Raw genomic sequence first — 20,509 nt, 5'->3', positions numbered from 1 at the left:
TTTCTTACCCATTGAAATCATTCCCCCCTTGCTATAATTACGCACGAAACGTACTTTGAGAAACTTATCCGGAGAAGTGTGGTGAATTTTGTTGTAAACAAGAGATTTGTATTAGACATCCTGCTAATGACAGGATTGACAATTGCTCTGACATTTTTGGTGATCGATGCCGACTTACCGAAAGCCGCGACTGTACCCGATCAATTCACTCAATACGGTGAGTTATTGAAAACTTCCGAGGAATCGGTGTCGCGGGGACTGGCATTTTTAAATCAAAATGATTTAGGTAAAGCAATCTTCGAGTTCAAGGATGCGGTAAAAATTGATAGTAACAACTACCGGGCTTTCTACAACATGGGTTTGGTGTATCGGGTAGCAGGCGAGTATCAACAAGCGGAAACCGCCTATCGTCGTTGTCTCGAATTAGCCCCGCGATTTTTTGCCGCTCACAACAATCTTGCTTACTTACTTCGTTTAATGGATGCGCCGCTCGATAGTTCTTTACTCCATTCAACCATTGCGGCGGCAGCTTATCCCGATTGTACTGATTTTGTCGATACTCGGATTGATTTTCTCATCTTGTCAGGTAAACAAGAACAGGCACAGCTCGAATGGGAACGTGCCTATCAAATGAATCCGGATCACTCCGGCCTACAGCAAAAACTACCTCTCTTTCAAACGAAAAGGAAGAAATCGTGAACCGAACTGTGCGCATTAGTTTTTTCTTTGCACTGCTACTTGCCATTGCAACACAAGGGTATTCCGTTTCTTCGGGAAATACTCCCGTATATCCTGCGATTCGTTCGGCAGCGCAGGAGTCACATTCGACACTGCCACCGGAAGCAAACCCGGTGTTAGCTGAACTGTATCATCGTACTGGACAAGTCTGGTCAGGTTATGCTCGCAACGACGGTATCGCCGCTTGGCGTGTGATGGGAACGGGATTGTTTAGCGCAATTCCCGCTTCAGAATCGGAAGCCTATCACATCGGTGAAGCGATTCTACTCCCAATTTTGGAAAAAGTGTATGGAACCCCGATTACACTACAACCACTATCTGCGAACCACGCCGGTACCCGCTGGTACATCCATTTCCGCCAGACGATACAGGGAATTCCTGTTCACAATGGAACAGTGTCGGTTCATATCGATGGCAATGGACGCGTCACCTCGCTGCAATTAGGGATTGCGAACCCAAACGTTGCTGAGCAATATGTCGGGATGGGAACTCTCGCTGCGAAAGCAGCTTTTGCTACGACACCCGGCGGGAAAGTGACTACCGCAGTGCCGGTATGGCTCTTGCAAGACGGTAATTTCCAAGATGGCCCTGCTTTACGTGCGGCATACTATGTCGAAAGCGAAATTGCCTCCGATAATCGCCCGGTTGGTTACATCGATGCGAAGAGTGGCGAATTTATTGGCGGTTGGAATCGCGTGAATTTCGAGTGGATCAGTGCAAATGCCCAAGGATTTGTCTGGAACCGCTATTTAAATGATCCAGCGGAAATGCGTCCCTTCCGTGACATGAACATTTCATTGAATAGCCAAACAATGGTCTCCGACTCTTCTGGCACAGTCCGCCGATTTGTTACCGGTAGCGGACAGAACATCAATGCAAACGGCTTCTTAGAGGGTCCCTTTGCGAATGTTGCCCCGATTGATACCAGTGATCATCGGGCTTTCGTCGATACTACCGGAAATGTGGACGTAACACTTTCCTTTCGTGTTCCTCCAGCTTTTGCCTCGGAAACGAATCTTTTCTGGCACATGAACTTTGTTCATCACTGGTATAAGCAACTCGACCCACAGTACAACGCCCTTGATTATTCGATGAATGGTGGTGTGGAAATTCCGAATTACGATAACGCCTATTGGAATGGGGAAGGGATTTATTTTGGTTCAGGTGCTGCGACTTTTCGCAATTTAGCGATGTTCTGCGATGTGATTTATCATGAATACACTCATGGTGTAACCGATGGCATTTATCCTGAAGGAATGCTTCCCTATACCGGTCAACCGGGCGCAATGAATGAGGCATGGTCGGATTTCTTCGCTTGTACAATTACCGATGAACCCCAAATGGGTGAGGGAGGTTTGTACATCGCGGGCGGTATCATGCGAAATCTCATCAACAACCGTCGCTTTCCCGGCAGTTTTGTGAATCAAGTTCACACTGATGGTATGATTATCAGCGCGTCGATGTGGGAAACCCGGGTCGCATTAGGTGCCGACTATACCGACTCGTTACTGCATTTTTCCAAATACGCCTTAGCGGAAACTTTCTTCGATTACTTCGTTGACATTCTCGAGCATGATGACCGGGATGGTAATTTAGCAAATGGTACACCACACTCCACCGTTCTGTATCAGACATTTGGTAATCACGGCATTGGCCCAGGAGAATTTCCGAATTTAGCGGTGCGAAATCTCAATTACCGTTATGACGGGCAAGGTGGATCAATCGGAGACGGTGACCGTTACTTTGAGCCAAATGAAAGCATGGCGGTCTCATTCTATGTAAAAAACGATTTGACATTGTATCCGCCACCGGCAACGAACACCACGATTCGTTTTGAATGCAGTGATGCGGGACTATCGTTACCGCAAACGATCCAAGCCGGTACGATGAATGCGCGGGATTCGATTATTGTCGGTCCGTTGTTGTTCCAACAAGCTGTCGGTGGAAATCCCCGCTATGCAATGGTTCGGATTGTTAGACAAGCCGATAATGGCTATACGGCGGTCGATTCGTTCCGGATTTTGCTCGGGAAACCAAATCTGGCGGTGATTTCGGTTGATACCAGCGCCCTCGCACAGCCGGCATATTTTGTTGGGGTAGCACTCGATTCCTTGCAAATTCCCTACTTCGCGACTGCGGCAGATTCCTCGTCACTCCGCTTGGCATTGCTACAGGATCATAGTCAAATTATCTGGTTAGGCGGCTCTAACCGCACGATTGCGAATACTTCCGAATTAATCGGAATACAGAGTTTTCTCGATCGTGGTGGAAAACTCTTGTTGAGTTCGCAACATCTATCGGCATTGCGCAACAATCCCGCGTTACTGCAGGATTTACATTGCACGATTGAGTCTGACTCGATTCACCGTTTGATTGTTAATGGCAATCGTGACCTGCCCCTTACCGCACCGCGGCTCTATTTGAGTGGAAGCAGTGGCGCATCGAATCAATCGGCGATGGATGTTTTAGCGCCGACCTTCGATGGCAATGTGATGTATCGTTATGATGTGATTGAAGCTCCGGTAGCGGCAGTGTGCTTTGGCAATGAACCGATTACAGGGCCGAGAACAGTTGTGATGGGATTCGGCATCGAGGCGGTACACCAAGGGAGCACCAGTTACGGTTTAGCGCAAATGCTGTCGCCGATTTTACAGTGGTTCGATGGAACATTGGATGCCCCGGAAACGCCCGAACGGGAATTGCCCACCACTTTTGCGATGAGCTGTTATCCGAATCCATTTAATGCGGAATTGCAGGTTCGGTTAACGTTGCCGCAAGCGGGGAACTATACCGTAACGCTTACCGATATTACCGGTCGCGCGGTGTGGTCGAAATCGATGACGGTTGCAACGGGAACGACGGCATTTCAAGTAAATGGGACATCGTTCGCCAGTGGGTTGTATTTCCTCCACGCAACCACACCGGTGGGAAGTTCTATTGTGAAGAAGGTTACCCTCCTGAAGTAACTTTCTTGTTTCACAGCTCTAAAAATAAACGCAGACCACTTCGAGTGGTCTGCGTTTTTTGTATAGATGTGATGTTGCTTGTCATTGCAGAGTAAGAATACTACTTTAATGTTGTGTAGATGAGTGGGTGCTTAGGATGTGTTGCTGTGAACTCATTTTCCAAGTAACCTCCCCATTCCTGATACTCTCATTGTCATGTCCTTTCGTTGTTTGGAGGCAGTATGAACTGGATAACTCGAAATATTCTCCTAATCGGTTTCGCAACAATATGCTTGATGGGAAATGCTCACGCTTCAGGACTCAAAACTATTGAAGTAAGGCTCGGGTGTGATTCTGGCGGCAAGATAGGAAAGCCGATTCCCCTTGTGTACAGATTATTCTTTGGGCGGCAGCTGTCAAACGCAACACTCGATGTCACCTTACCTAATGGCGTTGAATTAATTAAAGGTTCTTTGCACTGGACGGGTAGTACTTCTGCGACCGAATTTATAAAAGTTCCACTTACTGTTAAGGTTGTAAATGAAGGCATTTACGATATTTCAGCGGTATTCAACACAACTGATAATCTCGATGAATTTTACTCAAGTTATTTTCCAAAGCGAAGGACACACTATCTGTATGTTTCGGAAGATACTGCCGTTGTTGATTTTGCTCGCGTGCCACTAGAACGAGCAGTAAGGAGTAATTGGTATCTACCAGTAGAAAAAAAACAAGCGTTAGAAGCAAAGAAACTCTTGGATTACCAAAACGAACACGTTTTAATCGACACCCCTTTTGTACATCAGGCGCAAACAAACATTCCTCTTTGCACTCAGAAAAGGTTAAATGACCCAGCACACTCGAATACAAATTACTTGTCTGATAAGATCACCGAGGCGACTCTGTCTAATTTCTACTCACCAAAACAAATCGAGTTGATTAAGCGATATCGGTTGATTTTTTCCCCGCTTCGCAGAGATTTTCTCGAAACGTACATGAATGTCTCCAAGGTAGACATAAATAATCCCTCCCCTGATTATCAGTCTTCCTTGTTGCTTGCAAATGCTTACAAGGAAATCCTCACCGAGCTATACGCTCTTGACCAACGAATTATCGCAGCGAAACAAAATGAAGACCGTCATCCGCTTCTGCTTCAACGCGCTGAAATGTTAAAGCGTTTTTCGAAAAAACGTGACAAGATTTTGAAGGAATTCAGCGAGCGAAATCCTCCTCAATCTCCATCACCAATTATACGTAGAAACATTCAAAGAGCGAATTAAACAAAGGTTTCAAGATCGTTATTTCAAGTAGTGAAGGGTGGTAGTAAACTGAGGGGTGTGGTTGCCTTGTGCTTGTACGAAGTAGACCCCTGATGCCATTCCCACGGGCAGTCAACGCAACGAATGCTTTCTACTCGATAGGTAAACTTGAAATACGCTTACTCAACGATTGCTCTCATGTTGGATAGGTGGTTGTGCAACATTACTCTTCGGGCGGCTAAAAGCCGTTCCCGTTCGCAATAATCTGGCCAGAATGATTTGCAATCGGAATTGACAATATTTTGATCGATTGCGAGGAGTTCTCGAATTTGGGAAATGCCAAAATTCGACATTTTATACCGCTGACTGGGTGATAGTTTGATAAACTGTGCATTAACAATCGTATCGTTTTGCACTAAAGAATCGGCATCGGATCGGAGTGGTAAATAGACGAGATGATATTTGCGGATTAACTTAATCTGTTCAGTAGAATAATGAAGCGACCAATTCGAAGCCGTAGGGGAGGCATCCAAAAGAACTCTTTGGTGATATATCCAAAACACTCCGATTGAATCTTGATCGCTTACCGTCAGGAGATTTAAGCTATCCAAGCGATGTTTAACTCGTCGCTGAATATCTGCAGTAGGAAAGAAGAGTGAATCCTGTACCCGTTTTTGAAGCCGCTCGTAGCTTCCATCACCAGTTAACACGCCTTCTTGGGCATAGAAGTACAATGTTCGATTACAGGGTAACAATGTTGCTAACACCGAATCTTGGAGATCAGTCGCACTACTGGTTATCGAAACCGTGTACAAACCGGGTTGGCTTATAAGAATTGTTAATCTGTTCACAACATCGTACGATGAATCTGCTCGGCCACTCCAGTGTAGATTACCGTTGAGTAGCTGTATTCCCGGCGATAATTCGACATCGACCTTTGCTAACGACGCAACAAACCCCATAGGCGCCCAATATTCGACATCAAACGGCTGGTTGTATTTACAACCGAAAAAAGATGCGGTTAACAAACCTGGGTTAGGACTAACACTGCCTGAGGAAGCAACAGCTTCCTTTGATCCAAGAAATAGTATCAATTGTGTTATCAGAATTAATAATACCGATTTGTTCAAATTAAACATACCGCATTCTTTCTTATGTGTATCGACACTCAGCGACTTTTTCGCTTAACAATGCTGAGCATTTGTATGCTTCAAGTTACAAAGGAGTTTTGCACACAAGAAAGCGCAGACTCTTGATAAAGAATCTGCGCTTATCGTTCATCGAAGAGGCTTACTACTTCATCAGGACAATCTTCTCAGTGACTGTAGTTGCTCCACTGGTTGCCCGCAGTAGATACATCCCACTCGGCAAGGCATCGGCACGGAGCGACATCACATGCTGCCCCGCCGTAAGGTTGCCGTTGTAGAGCGACAAGGCTTCGCGTCCCATCACATCATACAATGCGATACGGACTTGCCCGGACGTGGGAATCGAAATCCGCAGACTGGTCGTACTGTTGAACGGATTGGGATGCGCGCTCAATGCAAACGCATTCGGAACTGCGCCAAACACCGGCTCCGGAGCCGCATTCGCCGGCCAATCAATCACCAATTGAATGCCAAGATCTCGACTATGTTGCACCGGAGTCGTCGTACCGCCGCCCCAATTGAAGGTATGTTGAATCCCCAACCACGAGGAGTCCGCCGGGAAGATTGGGAACTCTTGTCCCGCAACGCGATCCAATACGACATAGGTAAAGCCGGTGCGGTTTCTGCCTTCCGGTCGACCCGATAGATCGACAGTTGTCCAGATATTCATCGAATCGGTCGAAGCGGGAATCGTGATATTCGTATCGATTAACGCGACACCGGGACGAGTACCGGATGAAGTCATGAGTCGGACATGGACACTGGTAGCAACCGGATTCGGCATTGTTGCGAACCGGATTTCCCGCGCACTGTAACCGCCGGAGAAACCGTCGGTTGTCGGAGTAAAGCGTACCGCATAACTGCGGCCATCGGCTAAGGTGTCGCTCATCCAGAAGTGACGGGAGTTGTAGCCCAGTTCATATTGACCGGCCGGACGCACGACAACCGGCTCAACCCACAAGGTGCGCAGCTCTGGTGGAGTCGTTGGCATTTGAATCCGCACGGCGGGATGATAGGTGCCGGGCGTTGCTTCGGCGATATTCCACGTCAGGTTGTACTGAATCGTGCTATCTGGTAGCAAAGATGCAACTGGGGTTTGTGCAACAAAATCGCCAGTAGTCTTCACCCACCATTGCATATTCTGTACTGCGCCGCGTCCACGATTGGCAATCTTGATATACGGTTCCGGCACCGTCCACGGGCGTCCAACCGTCGTCGGGAAGGTAAAACGCATTTCAGCCGGTACTACATCATACAGCACTTGGTTATCGGCGAAAATGCGGACATCGTCGATCCAGATACCGGTTCCACTGGGGTTATTGTCGTAATCGGTGACTGCTTTTATCCGAATTCGCATCGGTTGACCTGCCCACTGCGATAAATTCAATGTTGTGTTGGAATTGTAGGGGTCACCCGGTCCAAAATCGTACCAATCGGGGTAACCGTGTCCGCCACGGGCATAGTCGTGATAGAGCCGCGTCCAATTGGAATCGGCACCCTGGATATCCACCATGTAGTAATCGCGCAGCGAGGTGCTCGTCCCTTGGGTCGTATCGGGCATATCGCATCGTACTTGCAGGCGGAGGTACATCGAACGTTGCGGCAACGTCAGCCACGGACTGATCAAGCAGCTCTGTTGATTCGGGAAATCGTCGTCGCAATGTGCGGAAGTAGGCGCGGAGACTGATTGAGTATTCGACCATTCCCAATGTTGTCCAAAACCGTAGGTGCGCACAGCGCGGAGCGAATTGGGACCGGGAGCGCCGCCATTGTCCTGAAAGAGAATATTCGTACCATCGGTGATGCGTACGGAATCGAGGTAAGCGCCAAACAGCGAGTCGCGTGATTCACCGGAAATTGCCCGGTCGGACAAGACCGACCAACGGACGACAACCGAATCCTGCCGATAGTTGGCAAGATTGGCGGTCACGAGCGCGAAGTTGTTTTGTTGGTTGGAGTAACCGGGGATCGTTCCCAAATTCCAAACCGAAGTACCGGCGGCGAACAGTGCGGAACAAGTGTATGCAGGCGAAACATTCGTAAGCGGAACAAAGGTGTTGCCGCCATTGGTCGAAATCCACATCGTGAGACCATCGAAACCGGTGTATGGTGCGGGCGGCGTACCGGCTGGTTCAAAGTTCCATGCCATCTTGCAAGCCAAGTTGGCAGTCGTCGCACCGGATAAATCCAACATCGGGGTTTGAACAACCTGATACCAATAATTTGCGTACCCGTTGAAACCGGGATAGAGCTGGGTACCACACCACCACGCGCTATCGGCACTGCCGTTGCGGAAAGTGTCGGGGTGCCACATTGCCGGAGCGTCCGACGCATCGTAGAACGACCACCCTTCCGGTTGAGTGAACGTCCAGAAATAAAGCGTATCGTCATTCACTTCGTCGATACTTGGCGCGATTGGTCGGGTGCCAATTTCACTTCGAATTGGAGTGTTCGCCGGAGTGAGCGAAGTCTCGTATGGCGCGGCAAAGGTAAGCGCCGCAAGGGTTAACAGTATTGTGATAAAAATTACTCGTCGCATCCGATTCATTGTTCGTTCCTTTCGCAGGGGTGGATGATGTGTATCGTTTCAAGTTTGAAAATAGTCAATCTACAACGGTGATGCTATGTGTGAGAGGAGTTTTCTCGATTTTTAGTTGCAGACCGGGTGGTTACAGGGGGAGAGTACGGGCGAACCTTGTGTTCGCCCATTGTACGGGTCGAATTACGAACCTGAATGTCAATAAGCGATGTGTTCGTGATTCAACGCTTGCCATGCGTTGAATTGAATTCGACCCGAGTAAACATCGGGCTGATTTGAAATCAGCCACGACAGTACAACGATGACGTTTGTACCTACGGACAGACAGAGGCGTCTGTCCCTACTGCAACAGGCGTGATAAATCTCGCCCCTACTCTTGGGTGGTTACAGGTCTCCAAACCTGTATTGATTTCATTGGGTACTGACAGGTCTCCAAACCTGTATTGTTTTCTTCAAATACTGCTCGACTTCCAATTCTGGTGTCCCGATGGGCATCTCAACTAAAAACTCATCGAGACTATCACCGGAACCAATCCAAGCCCGAACCCGATAGTACATCACCGGTGAGAAATGGGTTACCCCATTATGGATATAAGAAGTAGAATTTGCTCCACTGGTATACCCATGGAAAAACCATGGACCCGAACTCAATTCACTGTAATAAATGATGTACCCGGTTACGGTTATTGGGACACCATTCATCGTGGAATCGACGCGTGACCAATTCAAGATGGCGTTCCAACCTTGCAGCGTAATCGTGAGATTGCGCGGTACTGCCGGTTGCCATTGCGCTGTTCCGGTACAGGTTATGCGAAGGGTATCGGCATTCAATGCGGTGGAAACTAAGGCAACGGTTCCTGTGAAGACTCCCTCAGTGGTCGGTTCAAAGTACACGGTGAACATCGTCGTATAGCCCGCCGGCACTGCGGGAAGATTGGTCGGAGCGCAACGGAACGGACCACTCAAAGTAATTGCTCGCGCGCCCAACATAGGTTGATTTCCCATCACGCGAACAGTGACATTTATCGAGTCGCGCATTGATGGAGCAATCATGGTATTGAATGAAATGTTCTGTGTGGAGAGATAGACATACAAGCCGCTGAAGTTACCATAAATCGTGAAATTGTATTCGCTGGTATCGCCAACAGTGGGATTATTCAGTGCCATCACGCGAATCCGCGCCGTGGTTGTTGTCGGACCGGAGATATGCCACAACTGCTCACCCATGTTTGTTATGGAGGAAAAGAGTGTTTCCCAAGAGTCGCTGGGATAATTGCGATTGATATCAATCCGAACATTTCCGGTCGTACTCACAGAATTCCATTGAATTGTGGTGTAGGAATCGACTAACAGTGAATCAGTTCCCGTCGGGGAAGTCAATTGAATTACCGGCTGGACTATGCTGAAGGAATAGTCGGAATAGTCGCGCGCAGACGGATCGGAAACGGAACTAACCCGCAACATACAGTTATTGGATACCGCACCATTGACCAGCCATGGATAGGAGCCGCTGTTGGGAATGTTCGCGGCAATCATTTCCCAAACGCCATTGGGGTAATTGCGTTTCAGCTCAAGATTGACACTTCCGGTAATATTGTAGGACGACCAACGAATGGTATCGACTTGCCCAATCTGGAGAATCTCCGCGCCATTCGGATGGGCAACAAATGCTTGCGAAGGATTGAGGGTTCCATTGCTGTCGGCTTTGGCAACAGTGATTACGTTGTTAGCGGTGTTGGCAAGAATGAAACCGCCATCGGGCGAGGAACGAAGTTGAGAAAAGGTTCTCAGAGTGTCACGATAGCGAAGCTCTCTGGTCCAAAGAGTGTCGCCGTTTGTTGTATATTTGAATAAGCGAGTTCCCGATAATTGTATAAAATCAGCGTTTTCTGCTTCGGTAAATTGATCTGAACACTCACCATTAAAATTATTACCCAGCCACGTTTCCCGACTCCAGACTAAGTTAAACGCTGCATCATAGTAACGATAAAAAGGTGCTTGTGAATTTCTTAGCAGGAATGAACAATCATCAAAATGAACTGAACCTGTACATGTTAATGTGTCAGTAGTAGTTAACGTTTGCCGGGAAACAAAGTAAGAATAAGATGGATAACCTCTTTGTCCTGATGAGAAGATAAAACTTTCTAGTTCTCTTATTTTAGTGATTTGACTTGCATTCAATTGAGGATATGAGTTTGTATAGATTCCACTACTGCTTAATTTTTTCAGTTGATAGGAGTTAAATACAATGTAATCCCCATTAGACATCTGAGTGATATCGCCAGTACTTAAATTAGCACTTAACTGCCTTTCCCATTCCAAAAGTCCCTGTGGATTTAGCTTAACAATTTGACCGCTACCATCGCTAGTCATTGTATTTGCGTTAGTTGATAAAACACAACCACCATCGGATGTGGGAAAAATTGACGCTGCTGCCCAACTCGTAACATAACGATTGATTAGTGTATCAAGACGAGGCGTGTATGTCCATATTGTCTCACCAAACTGGTTTGTCTTAGTAATAAACCAACTACTAACGCTCATACCAAATTCGGGAGTGTAACCAATTACACCTTGGCCACAAATGAAAATGTATCCATCATTTGCAACTTGAATATCAACTAAGGACGCATTTGGACAAGCGGGATTGTTTACCGTTGTCATAAAACCGTAGCCATAACTGAGGGAAGTAAACAATACGAGACCTAAGCAGAGTGCAATAAGGCGAAATGGATCGGAATGGCGTGTTAACGTGATGCGAGATTGCTTGATGAAAGACATTGCGTCCTCCTTGTCATGGCGTATTGAAACCGATACCCGGTTCCCCGGTTGATGCATTTGGGTGATGAAAAATCAGTGTAAAACAAAGTTCCTGTAAAAGTACTCGATAAGAACCGTTTACAACAAGTGAGATTTGCTCAAACGGAAAAAGTTTTTGAGGAGGGGGTTCACCATACCTAAAACAGCATAAGGGCGAACACAAGGTTCGCCCGTACTCGACAAAAGGGATTACGTTCCGTGAGTCCTGCGGGGTTGCTTCGTCGCCGTGCTCCTCGCAAAGACAAACGCAGACAGGATTGTCTGCGCTACAGAAGACGGGCGTATGCCATACGCCCCTACAAACGGACAGACCGGGGCGTCTTGTCCCTACTAAACAAGGGCGGTTGCCAGCCGCCCCTACGGACGGGCTTGGAAGCCCGTAATCACCGAACCTTAAACAAACGGGGCGAACACAAGGTTCGCCCGTACACGAAAAAATTATTTTGCGGGACGGAAGTCTTGAATGCGGAGTTGGAGACCGTTGTCCCAATTGCCATTGGCATGATCGATCCCAAAGCATACATCGAGGAGGGAACGGTTGCCATTCAATTCGTGGTAGCGATCCGCCATCCCGAGCGCAATCGCATTGAAGATTTTACCTTGTTGTTTCACCCGGAACTTCAAGTGTTTTTGCGCAATCACTTTCGTCGCGCCAACCACTTCCACCCGCTTCGCAATAAACACTGGACGGGGATTTGCGGGACCAAAGGGCGCCAATCGTTGTAGTTCGCGGTGGAGCGCGTGATCGATCAATTCTAAATTGAGTCCGGCATCGGGGCGAATCGTCGGTTGCAAATCGGTAATCGTGATGCGCTCCGCGACATAACTCTTAAACCGTTCGATAAAACCGGGAATCGCAGCTTCCGGTATCGTCAATCCGGCAGCGCAACGATGGCCGCCAAATTGCAGCATTACGTCGCTGCAAGAAGAGAGCGCGGAGTGGATATCGAAGTCGTTAACGGTGCGCGCCGAGCCGCGCCCAACGCCATTTTCCACCGATAATATCACAGCGGGACGATGATACAATTCCGCAATCCGTGACGCCATGATGCCGATTAATCCCAAGTGCCAATTATGACGAACAATGACAATCGCACAATCCTTTTTAGGATCGTAACTTTGACGAACCGATTCGTTGGCTTCCCGCATCATCTGTTCGTCTAAGGCGCGTCGCCGGTAGTTATCCTGTTCAACCGCTACCGCTAAACTGCCAGCTTCTTCCGGATCGTTAGTGATTAGCAGTTGCAACGCCCGTTGCGGATTCCCCATCCGAGCGGCAGCATTTATCCGCGGCGACATCGTCATCAACAAATCTTCCACCGCGAGGTGTTGCATATCGATACCAGCGACTTCCGACAATGCGATGATACCGGGTATCGTTGCCTTCTGTAAGCGTTTCATTCCCAGCGATAGCAACGTGCGGTTTTCTCCAACCAATGGAACGATATCCGCAGCGGTTCCCAACGCGACAAATTCCAGCAACGGTTCGATTTCCTGCCACGCTTTACCGCTTGCCGCGGCTAGCGCTTGCGTTAATTTGAACGCCATCGCGCAACCGGATAATTCGCGGAAGGGATAGGTACTGCCGGCAATTTTTGGATTCAGTACTGCAATTGCCGCGGGAAGTGTGGCACCCGGTTCATGATGGTCGGTGATGATGACATCGATATTCTTCGCAGAACGGGCATAGTCGACCGCATCGACCGCGGTCGTTCCAGTATCGACAGTGATGATGAGTGTCACCCCAAGGGCGTCTAACTCATCGATACCGGGGTTGTGAAGTCCATAGGAGGTATCAGAACGGGTAGGGAGATAAGGATGAACGGACACCCCGATACTGCGGAGATAGCGGGTTAGCACTGCCAGAGCAGTCAATCCGTCAACATCGCTGTCACCATAAATCGCTACTTCTTCATGTCGGTCGCGTGCCAACAGAATCCGGGCAACGGCGGTTTCCATACCGGGGAAAAGATAAGGGTCGTGGGTTTCACTGGGGGAGGGGTTAAAAAAAGTACTCGCAAAATCCACTGTGCGGATATTGCGGAGATACAACAATCGAGCAATCAGCGGCGAAACGCTCAAGTCCCGCATTAGCGCCGCAACAACATCGGCTTCTAACGGAACCGGTTCTTCCCAACGTCTCGCCATCGTTTCCATTCCCCTTTTGTCCAAATTCAGATTGCATCAGGATTGATAGAAACTCAACCGCAGTGCATTGAAGCGGAATTGTAAGGATGAATGTGACGCCGCGCAAGTTTAGCGGATACGTCGCACGAATTTTCTCAGCGAGAACGCTGTAATATTAGAAAAATTCAGGGAGAATCGATACGCCGGCTTCTGTCGTGGGCGATCATTCCTCTAGGGCGGTTGTTGCCAACCGTCTCAAGCCATCTACCCGGTATGATTCCGATAGGAAATGGTGGAGCCATTCGCCTCAGAGAGGCGACATACCTGCTTGATGTTGCACCAAGTGGGGGTTGCACTGCCCCGTACCATTACTGGACGGGCGGTGAGCTCTTACCTCACCGTTTCACCCTTACCAAATCGACATAGCAAACCAATGGTTTACTAGCTCGAACAATGGCGGTTTCTTTTCTGTTGCCCTTTCCGTCAGGTTACCCTGCCCCGGTGTTACCGGGCACTTTCTCCACTGGTGGCCGGACGTTCCTCATCGGTTCTTGCAAACCGACGCGACCGCCTAACTCTCCCAAAACAAAAAAATAACACGTTAATCGCCTATCGGCGTCCTTCATCCTAAAAAATCGTGTATTGCGACGCAGTAAATGGCAGTTTTACAAGCACCGTTTTAACGAACGGCAAATAGTCATCGCTAACAACAACCCGGTGTTCATCGAGCGCTCGATTCGCAAGAGCATCGGCGGCTTTATTTTTTTCGCGCCGTACCGCCGTCAACTTGATTCCCGGGATTTGATGTATCAGCCACTGGGCTTCGCGATGAAATGGCTGCAAATTATCTGCTTTCACCTTCCATCGTCCGATGGTTTGCTCCACCAACAATTGACTATCGGAGTGGATGACCCCTTCGGCATTTGGTAGAAACTGCTGTAACCAATAAAGCGCTAAGAGCAATCCGCTGTATTCCGCTTCATTGTTCGTTCGATTCCCGAGTGGTACTCCCCACTCGGCAACGATATCTGCGCCTTGCTTGATCACTCCGGCGGCGGATGCTGGACCGGGATTTCCCCGCGCTGCGCCATCGATCCAGATCAAAACGTGATTACTGCCGAGGATTGATTACCCCTTCAATTCGTCGGAAACGAGGACACGTCCACAAGCTTCGCACAGTATAAAATCTTTATATGTACGAACTTCCACCTGCTTTTGAGCAGGTACAGAATTGTAGCATCCGCCGCATGAACCGCCGAGTAACCATGCGATGCCGCGCCCGTCACGGGCTTGCCGGATTCGTTCATAATGGTTGTATATCGGACGGATTACATTGCCTTCCAGATTCTTCCGGCGGTCGATGAGTTCCGTTTCCATCTCGGTCGTGTCTTCCACGATTTCATTCAACTCTTTTTGCAAATTTTCGAGTTCGGATTCCTGCTTTTTTATGAGTAGATCGATTTTTGCATGTTCGGCTTCGTGCTTTTCGATATCGTTATGCACCTGTTGGGATTCTTCCGCCCACCGACCGAGTTGTTTTTGGACATCTTCGAGTTCGCGAGTTAACGCATCGTATTCCCGATTTGATGTAACGCTGTATAACGAATCTTCGAGTTTCCGTTTGCGGGTACGGGCTTCTTCGACCTCATGGGTCAAAGTTATCCGCCGCTCTGCCATCCGATCCAATGCCTGCTGCGAAGCAACTAGCATTTGTTTCGTACGGTTGATTTCTTTCTTCTGCTGCTCTATTTGCGTAGGAAGCTCACCGCGATCGTCGTTGAGATTTTTCAGCTCCGAATCGATCAGTTGAAGTTGGACGAGAAATGAAAGTTGTTCCTTCAGATCGGGCGTTTCGTTCACCATTCACCTCGATAAAATGAAAAGGGGAATGGAGTACACTCCATTCCCTTGTTACTAAACCGTAACCGTAGCCGTCGGGCGTGCTTCTGCCCGATACCGTTTTGTACGATACAAAATCATTTGAAGTAACATCAACTCAGACTGTTCTTTCACCGTGGGCCCACTAGGACTTGAACCTAGGACCAACGGATTATGAGTCCGCTGCTCTAACCAACTGAGCTATGGGCCCTTCTTTGCCGCAGCGAAACACTCAAAGAGTAAACATACCCACTCGCTCGTCGCAGATGTTGCGACAGAGTGATGAAAATTCCCTTATTTTTATGCGCTACGATGATGAAGGAAATATAACGGAAGTGTTCGTAAAATGCAAAAGTCAGATAGGAGGCGAATCCTTGACTCGCTATATTCAAACAAGTCCGAGCAAATGAGGTCACAATGTTCCTTAGCCCTGAAATCCAGAAATTCCTTACCCTGAAAGGGTTGGATGGGTGGTTGCTGTATGACTTTCGTGGCAACAATCCTGTTCTTACCCGTGCGATTGGGAAGACGATTTGGACGACTCGTCGCTTGTTTGTCCTGATCACTCGAACGGGAGCTGTAAAAGTAGTTGCCCACCGCGTCGATAGTGAACAACTAAGCGTCTTCCCCGGAGAGACACTGCTCTACACCGATCGACACGAAATGGGAGCAATTCTTAGAGAACTTCTACAAGAGAATCCAAAGATTGCGGTCGAATATTCACCGGAATGTGCAATTCCTGTGATGTCGATTATCGATGCCGGGATGGCGGAGTGGTTGCGTTCATTAGGTGCTGAGCTACACTCTTCCGCCGATTTGGTGCAAACGCTTACGGCTAGGTGGGATGATACCACATTGGAAAATCATCGACGCGCCTCGCGATTGGTAAACGATATTAAAGACGCCGCGTTCGAGATGATTCGTGAGGCATTGAGCAGTGGTCAGATCATCACCGACTATGACGTCCAGCAGTTCATTCTTGGCGAATTTGTGAAAGAGAATCTCGAACCGGAGGATGCCCCGGTCGTCGCGACCAACGAGCGAAGCGGGAACCCGCATTACATGCCCTCCAGCGATGTTTTTTACACCATTCAACCGAATGATTGGATACTCATCGACTTGTGGGCGCGGGTTCCGGGCGATGAAAACGTGTTTAGCGACATCACGTGGGTCGGTTATGCTGGAAAAGAAGTTCCCGCAAAACATCGCAAAGTGTACGATGTGGTAACCGGTGGTAGGGACGCCGCGCTTACCGCAGTAGAACAATGGTGGAAAGCTGGGAGAATAATCCAAGGGTGGGAAATCGATGAAGTATGCCGTAAGCACATCTCAGACCGCGGCTATGGGAAATACTTCATACATCGCACCGGACACAGTCTGAGTCCGGGAAAGCATGTTCACGGGTTAGGTGTGAACATCGATAATTTTGAAACCCACGACACCCGGATTCTGATTCCCGGAATCGGATTCACTATCGAACCGGGGGTGTATTTTCCGGAGTTTGGTGTCCGTAGTGAGATCAACGTCTACATCGGTGAGAACGGGCCGGAAGTCACTTCGAAAATTCAACGGGAAATTTTGTAGAAGATTTGAGGGGCTTATTCAAATGAAACTGAAAAGGGCGAGCCTTATGGTTCGCCCTTCCGTTCTCTATCTCGCAGAATTCACAGCGAAGCTTGCACTGACTGGACAACCGAACTCGCAATGCGATCAACAGTGTCGAACAGTGTTTCAACTTGGTGTTTGATTATCTGTTGTTCTGGTTCTGGTAAACTGGGAAGATTTATCAGCACATTCAGCAAAGCACCACGCGCACCCGCCCGCAGCAATGCTGCGCCGACGCCGACATCGGATAGCGCGTTTTTATTCCCCTTCGCCGCAATGTCAGGGGCAAATTGTACGGCATGGGCAATCGTACGAACGACGTGCAACGGAACTTGCGTAGCATAACGGGTTGCATCCAGCATTGCCTGTTTGCGGGTAGCTTTATCTGCTTCAGTTTCCTTCGGCAGTTTCATCGCCGCCATCAAAGCATTGAATGCTTGCGTATCGCGATCCACCGAGCGAATGAGCTCTTCGCGCAACGGCCGCAATTCGCAACGCACTTGTTTCATTTCGTCCCAAACTTCTTCGTACTTCTTCTTGCCGACGGTGAGGGCACAAACCATTTCGAGTAAGGCGACGCCTTGTGCCGCCGCTGCCGCCGATACCGAACCGCCGCCCGGCGCTGGGCTTTCTGAAGCGACTTCGGTTGTAAAACGCTCAACGGAGAGATCAGTGAGCAACGCTTCTTCGCCGCCAAATTTCTGTTCGACGATTTTCTCGATCACTTTTTCATTCACATCGAACGGATACAAGTCATTCAGTCCGAGATATTCTACACCGGCATGTAACAACTCGTCGCTCGATTTTCCTTCCCAGGTACCGCCGTTTTTCTCGAGGGCATGCTTTCCGGCAAGCACCAAAGCGTCCTGAGGAACCAAGCCGACGATTTCGCTGCCGCTTACTTGTAAGCTGTACTCAGGGGCGTCTTTCAATACTTCTTCGTACACAACATGTACCGGCGTATTTCGATAATTGATGACATTGATCGATACTTGCGAAATCTTCCTGCCATCGCGTTCGAGCGGTACTCCCATCGCTTTGATATCCTTCAAGCGACCGGGAACAAATATCTTCTTCCCTTTATCGTTGAGAATCGGTTTACCGTTTTCATCGACTTTTGGTCGACCGAGCGAACGGATATTCAATGCGATTTCGTTTGCAAATTTGGGATCGGGATTATCGATATTTACGTTGTAAGCAATTAAGAAAAACCGCGCGCCAGTTACCGTAGCTCCGCTTCTTGGTACAAATACAGCATCACCGATATCCGGTTTCCAGTGGGGATCGCGAAGTTTCTCTTCCAACCCTTCATACTCGCCGGAGCGTATAGTTGCGAGATTTTTTCGTTCCGGTGTCCGGGCGGCTGCTTCATAGAGATACATCGGGATTCCGAGTTCTTCCCACACCCGGTGCGCGTATAGTTCGGATAAGCGAACACATTCCGTCATCGTGATGCCGGAAATTGGAATAAACGGCACTACATCCGCAGCACCCATTCTTGGATGATTCCCCGTTTGGCGGGTCATATCGATCCGCTCAGCGGCGACCTTGTGTGCCCGGAAGGCGGCTTCAACCGAAGCTAATGGATCGCCGGCAAACGTCACCACAACGCGATTATAGTCAGCGTCGGGTTCCACGTTCAAAAGGGCAACACCCGGTACGGAAGAAATGGCATTGGAAATTAGGCGAATCGTCTCCGGATTACGTCCCTCGGAAAAATTGGGGACGCATTCGACGAGTGCGCGCATAAGAAAACTCCTTTCTACTTCTTAATCGGGAAGCGGTCAGGCACAGACGGGTCCAGCTTTATACGAGGACCCTGTTCGCTGAGAGACCAGGCAAGTTCGGTGAGTATCCCGTTTTGCACTTCCTTGACTCGGCGAACGTTGCCATACCAATGGTTACAGAGGATTGAAAATGTGAGGGTATCACTTGGACTTGTGATATAACCGGATAATGTCGAGACTTTGTTCAACGTTCCGGTTTTCGCTTTTATCGATACATTATCAGGCAGTTTCAGTTTACGTTTCTGCATGGTGGTTTGCGGTTCTCCCGCCTCCGGCAGCTCTTCGTAAAACTCGTTGAACCACGGTTTCGTGGTAGCAATATCAAGCAATTGAGTAAACACTTCCGGGGGAATATTCGATGCGCGACCTAATCCACTACCATCGGAAATGGTAAAGGTTTTGGTGTCGAGTCCCCATTGCCGCATTAAATTCGTTACTGCGCTACGGCCGCTCTCGTTCGACCAGACTTCGCTATCGTAATAACCGACGGTGCGGAAGAGGTGCTCAGCGGAAAGATTGTGCGAGCGCTTTAAGACCTCTTTTACAATCCGTTTAACCGGGAGCGATTCCGCCACCCAAAGCGTATCGGGAAATAGCGTCGAGGAAACTTCGGCAGCTTCGGCATCCATACCAAAATCGAGTCCCGCCGATTTTCGTCCTTTTTTCTGTACGACGCCAATCTGTACGCCTTTCGCTTTCAGAACCGATTCCATTGTCCGCCGCCACACTTCGCGCGGATTTCGGATCGTAACCCGGCGACGTGACTGACGTGCCGCGATCGGAATTGAACCGATTACCCGCCATTGTCCGGTCCAAAACGAAGGAATAATTTCCAGACTTGCTTTTGTTTTTGGTGGGGTTGTTATCGCTTCAAACGAAAAATCGTCAGCCCCTTGCAACACTTCCGGATCGATCAGGTATCTCGCCGTGTCGCCAATTTGATCGGCCGCATCGACTAACAAATCGAAACAGTTATCGTTCATCGCGACGATATCGGGAAATGCGGCATAAGATTCCGCTAAATCGTTCCACTCCCACCCTGGGGCAGGACCACCCTCTGCCCAAAAGATTTCGGGGACTTCCACACGCCCGGTGATTTTTTTCAAACCCCGTGCGATAAGCGAATCCGCCCATCCGCCCAGCAATTGACTTAAAGCTTCGTCATGGAAGATGCGCGAAAGAGTTGGATCACCAGAACCGATGATTTGAAGATTCCCATTGAGCACGCCTTTATTGTCGAGCGGTTTCGAGGCAACAAACGCAGTACGGAAACGAAACTCTCCACCCAATTTTTCAAAGGCGGCACAGGCGGTAAAGAGCTTCATATTGGAGGCTGGGATCAGTGGTTTATCGCCAGAACGGTCATAAACTATTTTACGGCTTCCTAGTTGTTCTACTCGAATGCCCCATAGAGCTTTATTGATATATGGTTTTCGGAGCCACTCATCAACGCGGGCTTGGAGTGTTTTTTCGCGAGAAAGGGAATCGAGTGGAGTTGCCTCGGGTTCATCGTCGTCTTGCGACCCTTTTTGTAAGAGAATATCCTCTTCAATGGCACTCTCATTGGCGGCAGCGGTATCGAGGACAATTGGCTCGGCTGGCTTAGGCGGTAGTTTATGACTGTAACGGATTGCATTTGCTACCCCAAAGGATAGCACACTAA

At 48.8% G+C, this 20,509-nt stretch carries 12 protein-coding genes, 1 tRNA gene and 1 other RNA gene; 4 read left to right on the top strand and 10 right to left on the bottom strand.

What is annotated here, in order from left to right; genetic code table 11:
- Positions 1-81 precede the first annotated feature (81 nt).
- The 3 genes from OEM52_06765 (at position 82) to OEM52_06755 (ending at position 4,963) form a co-directional block, all read left to right on the top strand.
- Positions 82-699 carry a tetratricopeptide repeat protein gene (locus OEM52_06765; protein ID MDK9699825.1) on the top strand — a complete coding sequence of 206 codons (618 nt, stop codon included), beginning with the start codon at positions 82-84 and terminating at the stop codon, positions 697-699.
- Positions 696-3,704: a T9SS type A sorting domain-containing protein gene (locus OEM52_06760; GenBank protein ID MDK9699824.1), complete on the top strand. Its 3,009-nt coding sequence runs from the start codon at positions 696-698 to the stop codon at positions 3,702-3,704. The genes OEM52_06765 and OEM52_06760 overlap by 4 nt, the downstream gene beginning before the upstream one ends.
- Before the next feature lie 221 nt (positions 3,705-3,925).
- Positions 3,926-4,963 (top strand): hypothetical protein, encoded by a 1,038-nt coding sequence (locus OEM52_06755; GenBank protein ID MDK9699823.1) that lies wholly within the window; start codon positions 3,926-3,928, stop codon positions 4,961-4,963.
- A gap of 158 nt (positions 4,964-5,121) precedes the next feature.
- Here the strand turns inward: OEM52_06755 and OEM52_06750 are convergent, their stop codons facing one another.
- From OEM52_06750 to OEM52_06715, 8 genes are all read right to left on the bottom strand, one after another.
- On the bottom strand, positions 5,122-6,081 hold the full coding sequence (locus OEM52_06750) for a hypothetical protein (protein ID MDK9699822.1): 960 nt from the start codon (positions 6,079-6,081) through the stop codon (positions 5,122-5,124).
- Between the two features lie 154 nt (positions 6,082-6,235).
- Complete coding sequence (locus OEM52_06745; protein ID MDK9699821.1) at positions 6,236-8,638, bottom strand: T9SS type A sorting domain-containing protein; 2,403 nt, start codon at positions 8,636-8,638, stop codon at positions 6,236-6,238.
- Between the two features lie 402 nt (positions 8,639-9,040).
- Positions 9,041-11,410, bottom strand: coding sequence for a hypothetical protein (locus OEM52_06740; GenBank protein MDK9699820.1), 2,370 nt, complete (start codon positions 11,408-11,410; stop codon positions 9,041-9,043).
- 477 nt (positions 11,411-11,887) lie between these two features.
- Positions 11,888-13,597 carry a single-stranded-DNA-specific exonuclease RecJ gene (gene recJ, locus OEM52_06735; protein MDK9699819.1) on the bottom strand — a complete coding sequence of 570 codons (1,710 nt, stop codon included), beginning with the start codon at positions 13,595-13,597 and terminating at the stop codon, positions 11,888-11,890.
- 162 nt (positions 13,598-13,759) lie between these two features.
- Positions 13,760-14,159: RNase P RNA component class A (gene rnpB, locus OEM52_06730), an RNA gene on the bottom strand.
- 44 nt (positions 14,160-14,203) lie between these two features.
- The gene (locus OEM52_06725) at positions 14,204-14,680 is read right to left on the bottom strand and encodes a ribonuclease HI family protein (GenBank protein MDK9699818.1); all 477 of its coding nucleotides are present in this window, start codon (positions 14,678-14,680) and stop codon (positions 14,204-14,206) included.
- Positions 14,681-14,704: 24 nt separating this feature from the next.
- A complete protein-coding gene (locus tag OEM52_06720) occupies positions 14,705-15,439 on the bottom strand; it encodes a hypothetical protein (protein ID MDK9699817.1) in 735 nt (244 codons plus the stop codon).
- Positions 15,440-15,591: 152 nt separating this feature from the next.
- A tRNA-Ile gene (locus OEM52_06715) sits at positions 15,592-15,665 on the bottom strand.
- Between the two features lie 206 nt (positions 15,666-15,871).
- On the opposite strand from OEM52_06715, the gene OEM52_06710 reads away from it, so the two are divergent.
- The gene (locus tag OEM52_06710) at positions 15,872-17,038 is read left to right on the top strand and encodes a Xaa-Pro peptidase family protein (protein MDK9699816.1); all 1,167 of its coding nucleotides are present in this window, start codon (positions 15,872-15,874) and stop codon (positions 17,036-17,038) included.
- Between the two features lie 80 nt (positions 17,039-17,118).
- Here the strand turns inward: OEM52_06710 and ftcD are convergent, their stop codons facing one another.
- A complete protein-coding gene (ftcD, locus tag OEM52_06705; GenBank protein MDK9699815.1) occupies positions 17,119-18,807 on the bottom strand; it encodes a glutamate formimidoyltransferase in 1,689 nt (562 codons plus the stop codon).
- Between the two features lie 14 nt (positions 18,808-18,821).
- Positions 18,822-20,509: D-alanyl-D-alanine carboxypeptidase/D-alanyl-D-alanine-endopeptidase (gene dacB / locus OEM52_06700; GenBank protein MDK9699814.1), on the bottom strand; the 1,688-nt coding region annotated here is incomplete at its 5' end.

It is taken from the genome of bacterium (assembly GCA_030247525.1).
Lineage (GTDB): Bacteria > Electryoneota > JAOADG01 > JAOADG01 > JAOADG01 > JAOTSC01.
Note: the sequence above shows the minus strand (reverse complement) of the source record. Positions and strands in the feature narration are given on the sequence as shown.

Coding starts and splice junctions, on each gene's coding strand:
- recJ (MDK9699819.1), bottom strand. CDS start 13,597: ATGGCGAGACGTTGGGAAGAACCGGTTCCGTTAGAAGCCGATGTTGTT.
- OEM52_06750 (MDK9699822.1), bottom strand. CDS start 6,081: ATGTTTAATTTGAACAAATCGGTATTATTAATTCTGATAACACAATTG.
- ftcD (MDK9699815.1), bottom strand. CDS start 18,807: ATGCGCGCACTCGTCGAATGCGTCCCCAATTTTTCCGAGGGACGTAAT.
- OEM52_06740 (MDK9699820.1), bottom strand. CDS start 11,410: ATGTCTTTCATCAAGCAATCTCGCATCACGTTAACACGCCATTCCGAT.
- OEM52_06720 (MDK9699817.1), bottom strand. CDS start 15,439: ATGGTGAACGAAACGCCCGATCTGAAGGAACAACTTTCATTTCTCGTC.
- OEM52_06745 (MDK9699821.1), bottom strand. CDS start 8,638: ATGAATCGGATGCGACGAGTAATTTTTATCACAATACTGTTAACCCTT.
- OEM52_06710 (MDK9699816.1), top strand. CDS start 15,872: ATGTTCCTTAGCCCTGAAATCCAGAAATTCCTTACCCTGAAAGGGTTG.
- OEM52_06755 (MDK9699823.1), top strand. CDS start 3,926: ATGAACTGGATAACTCGAAATATTCTCCTAATCGGTTTCGCAACAATA.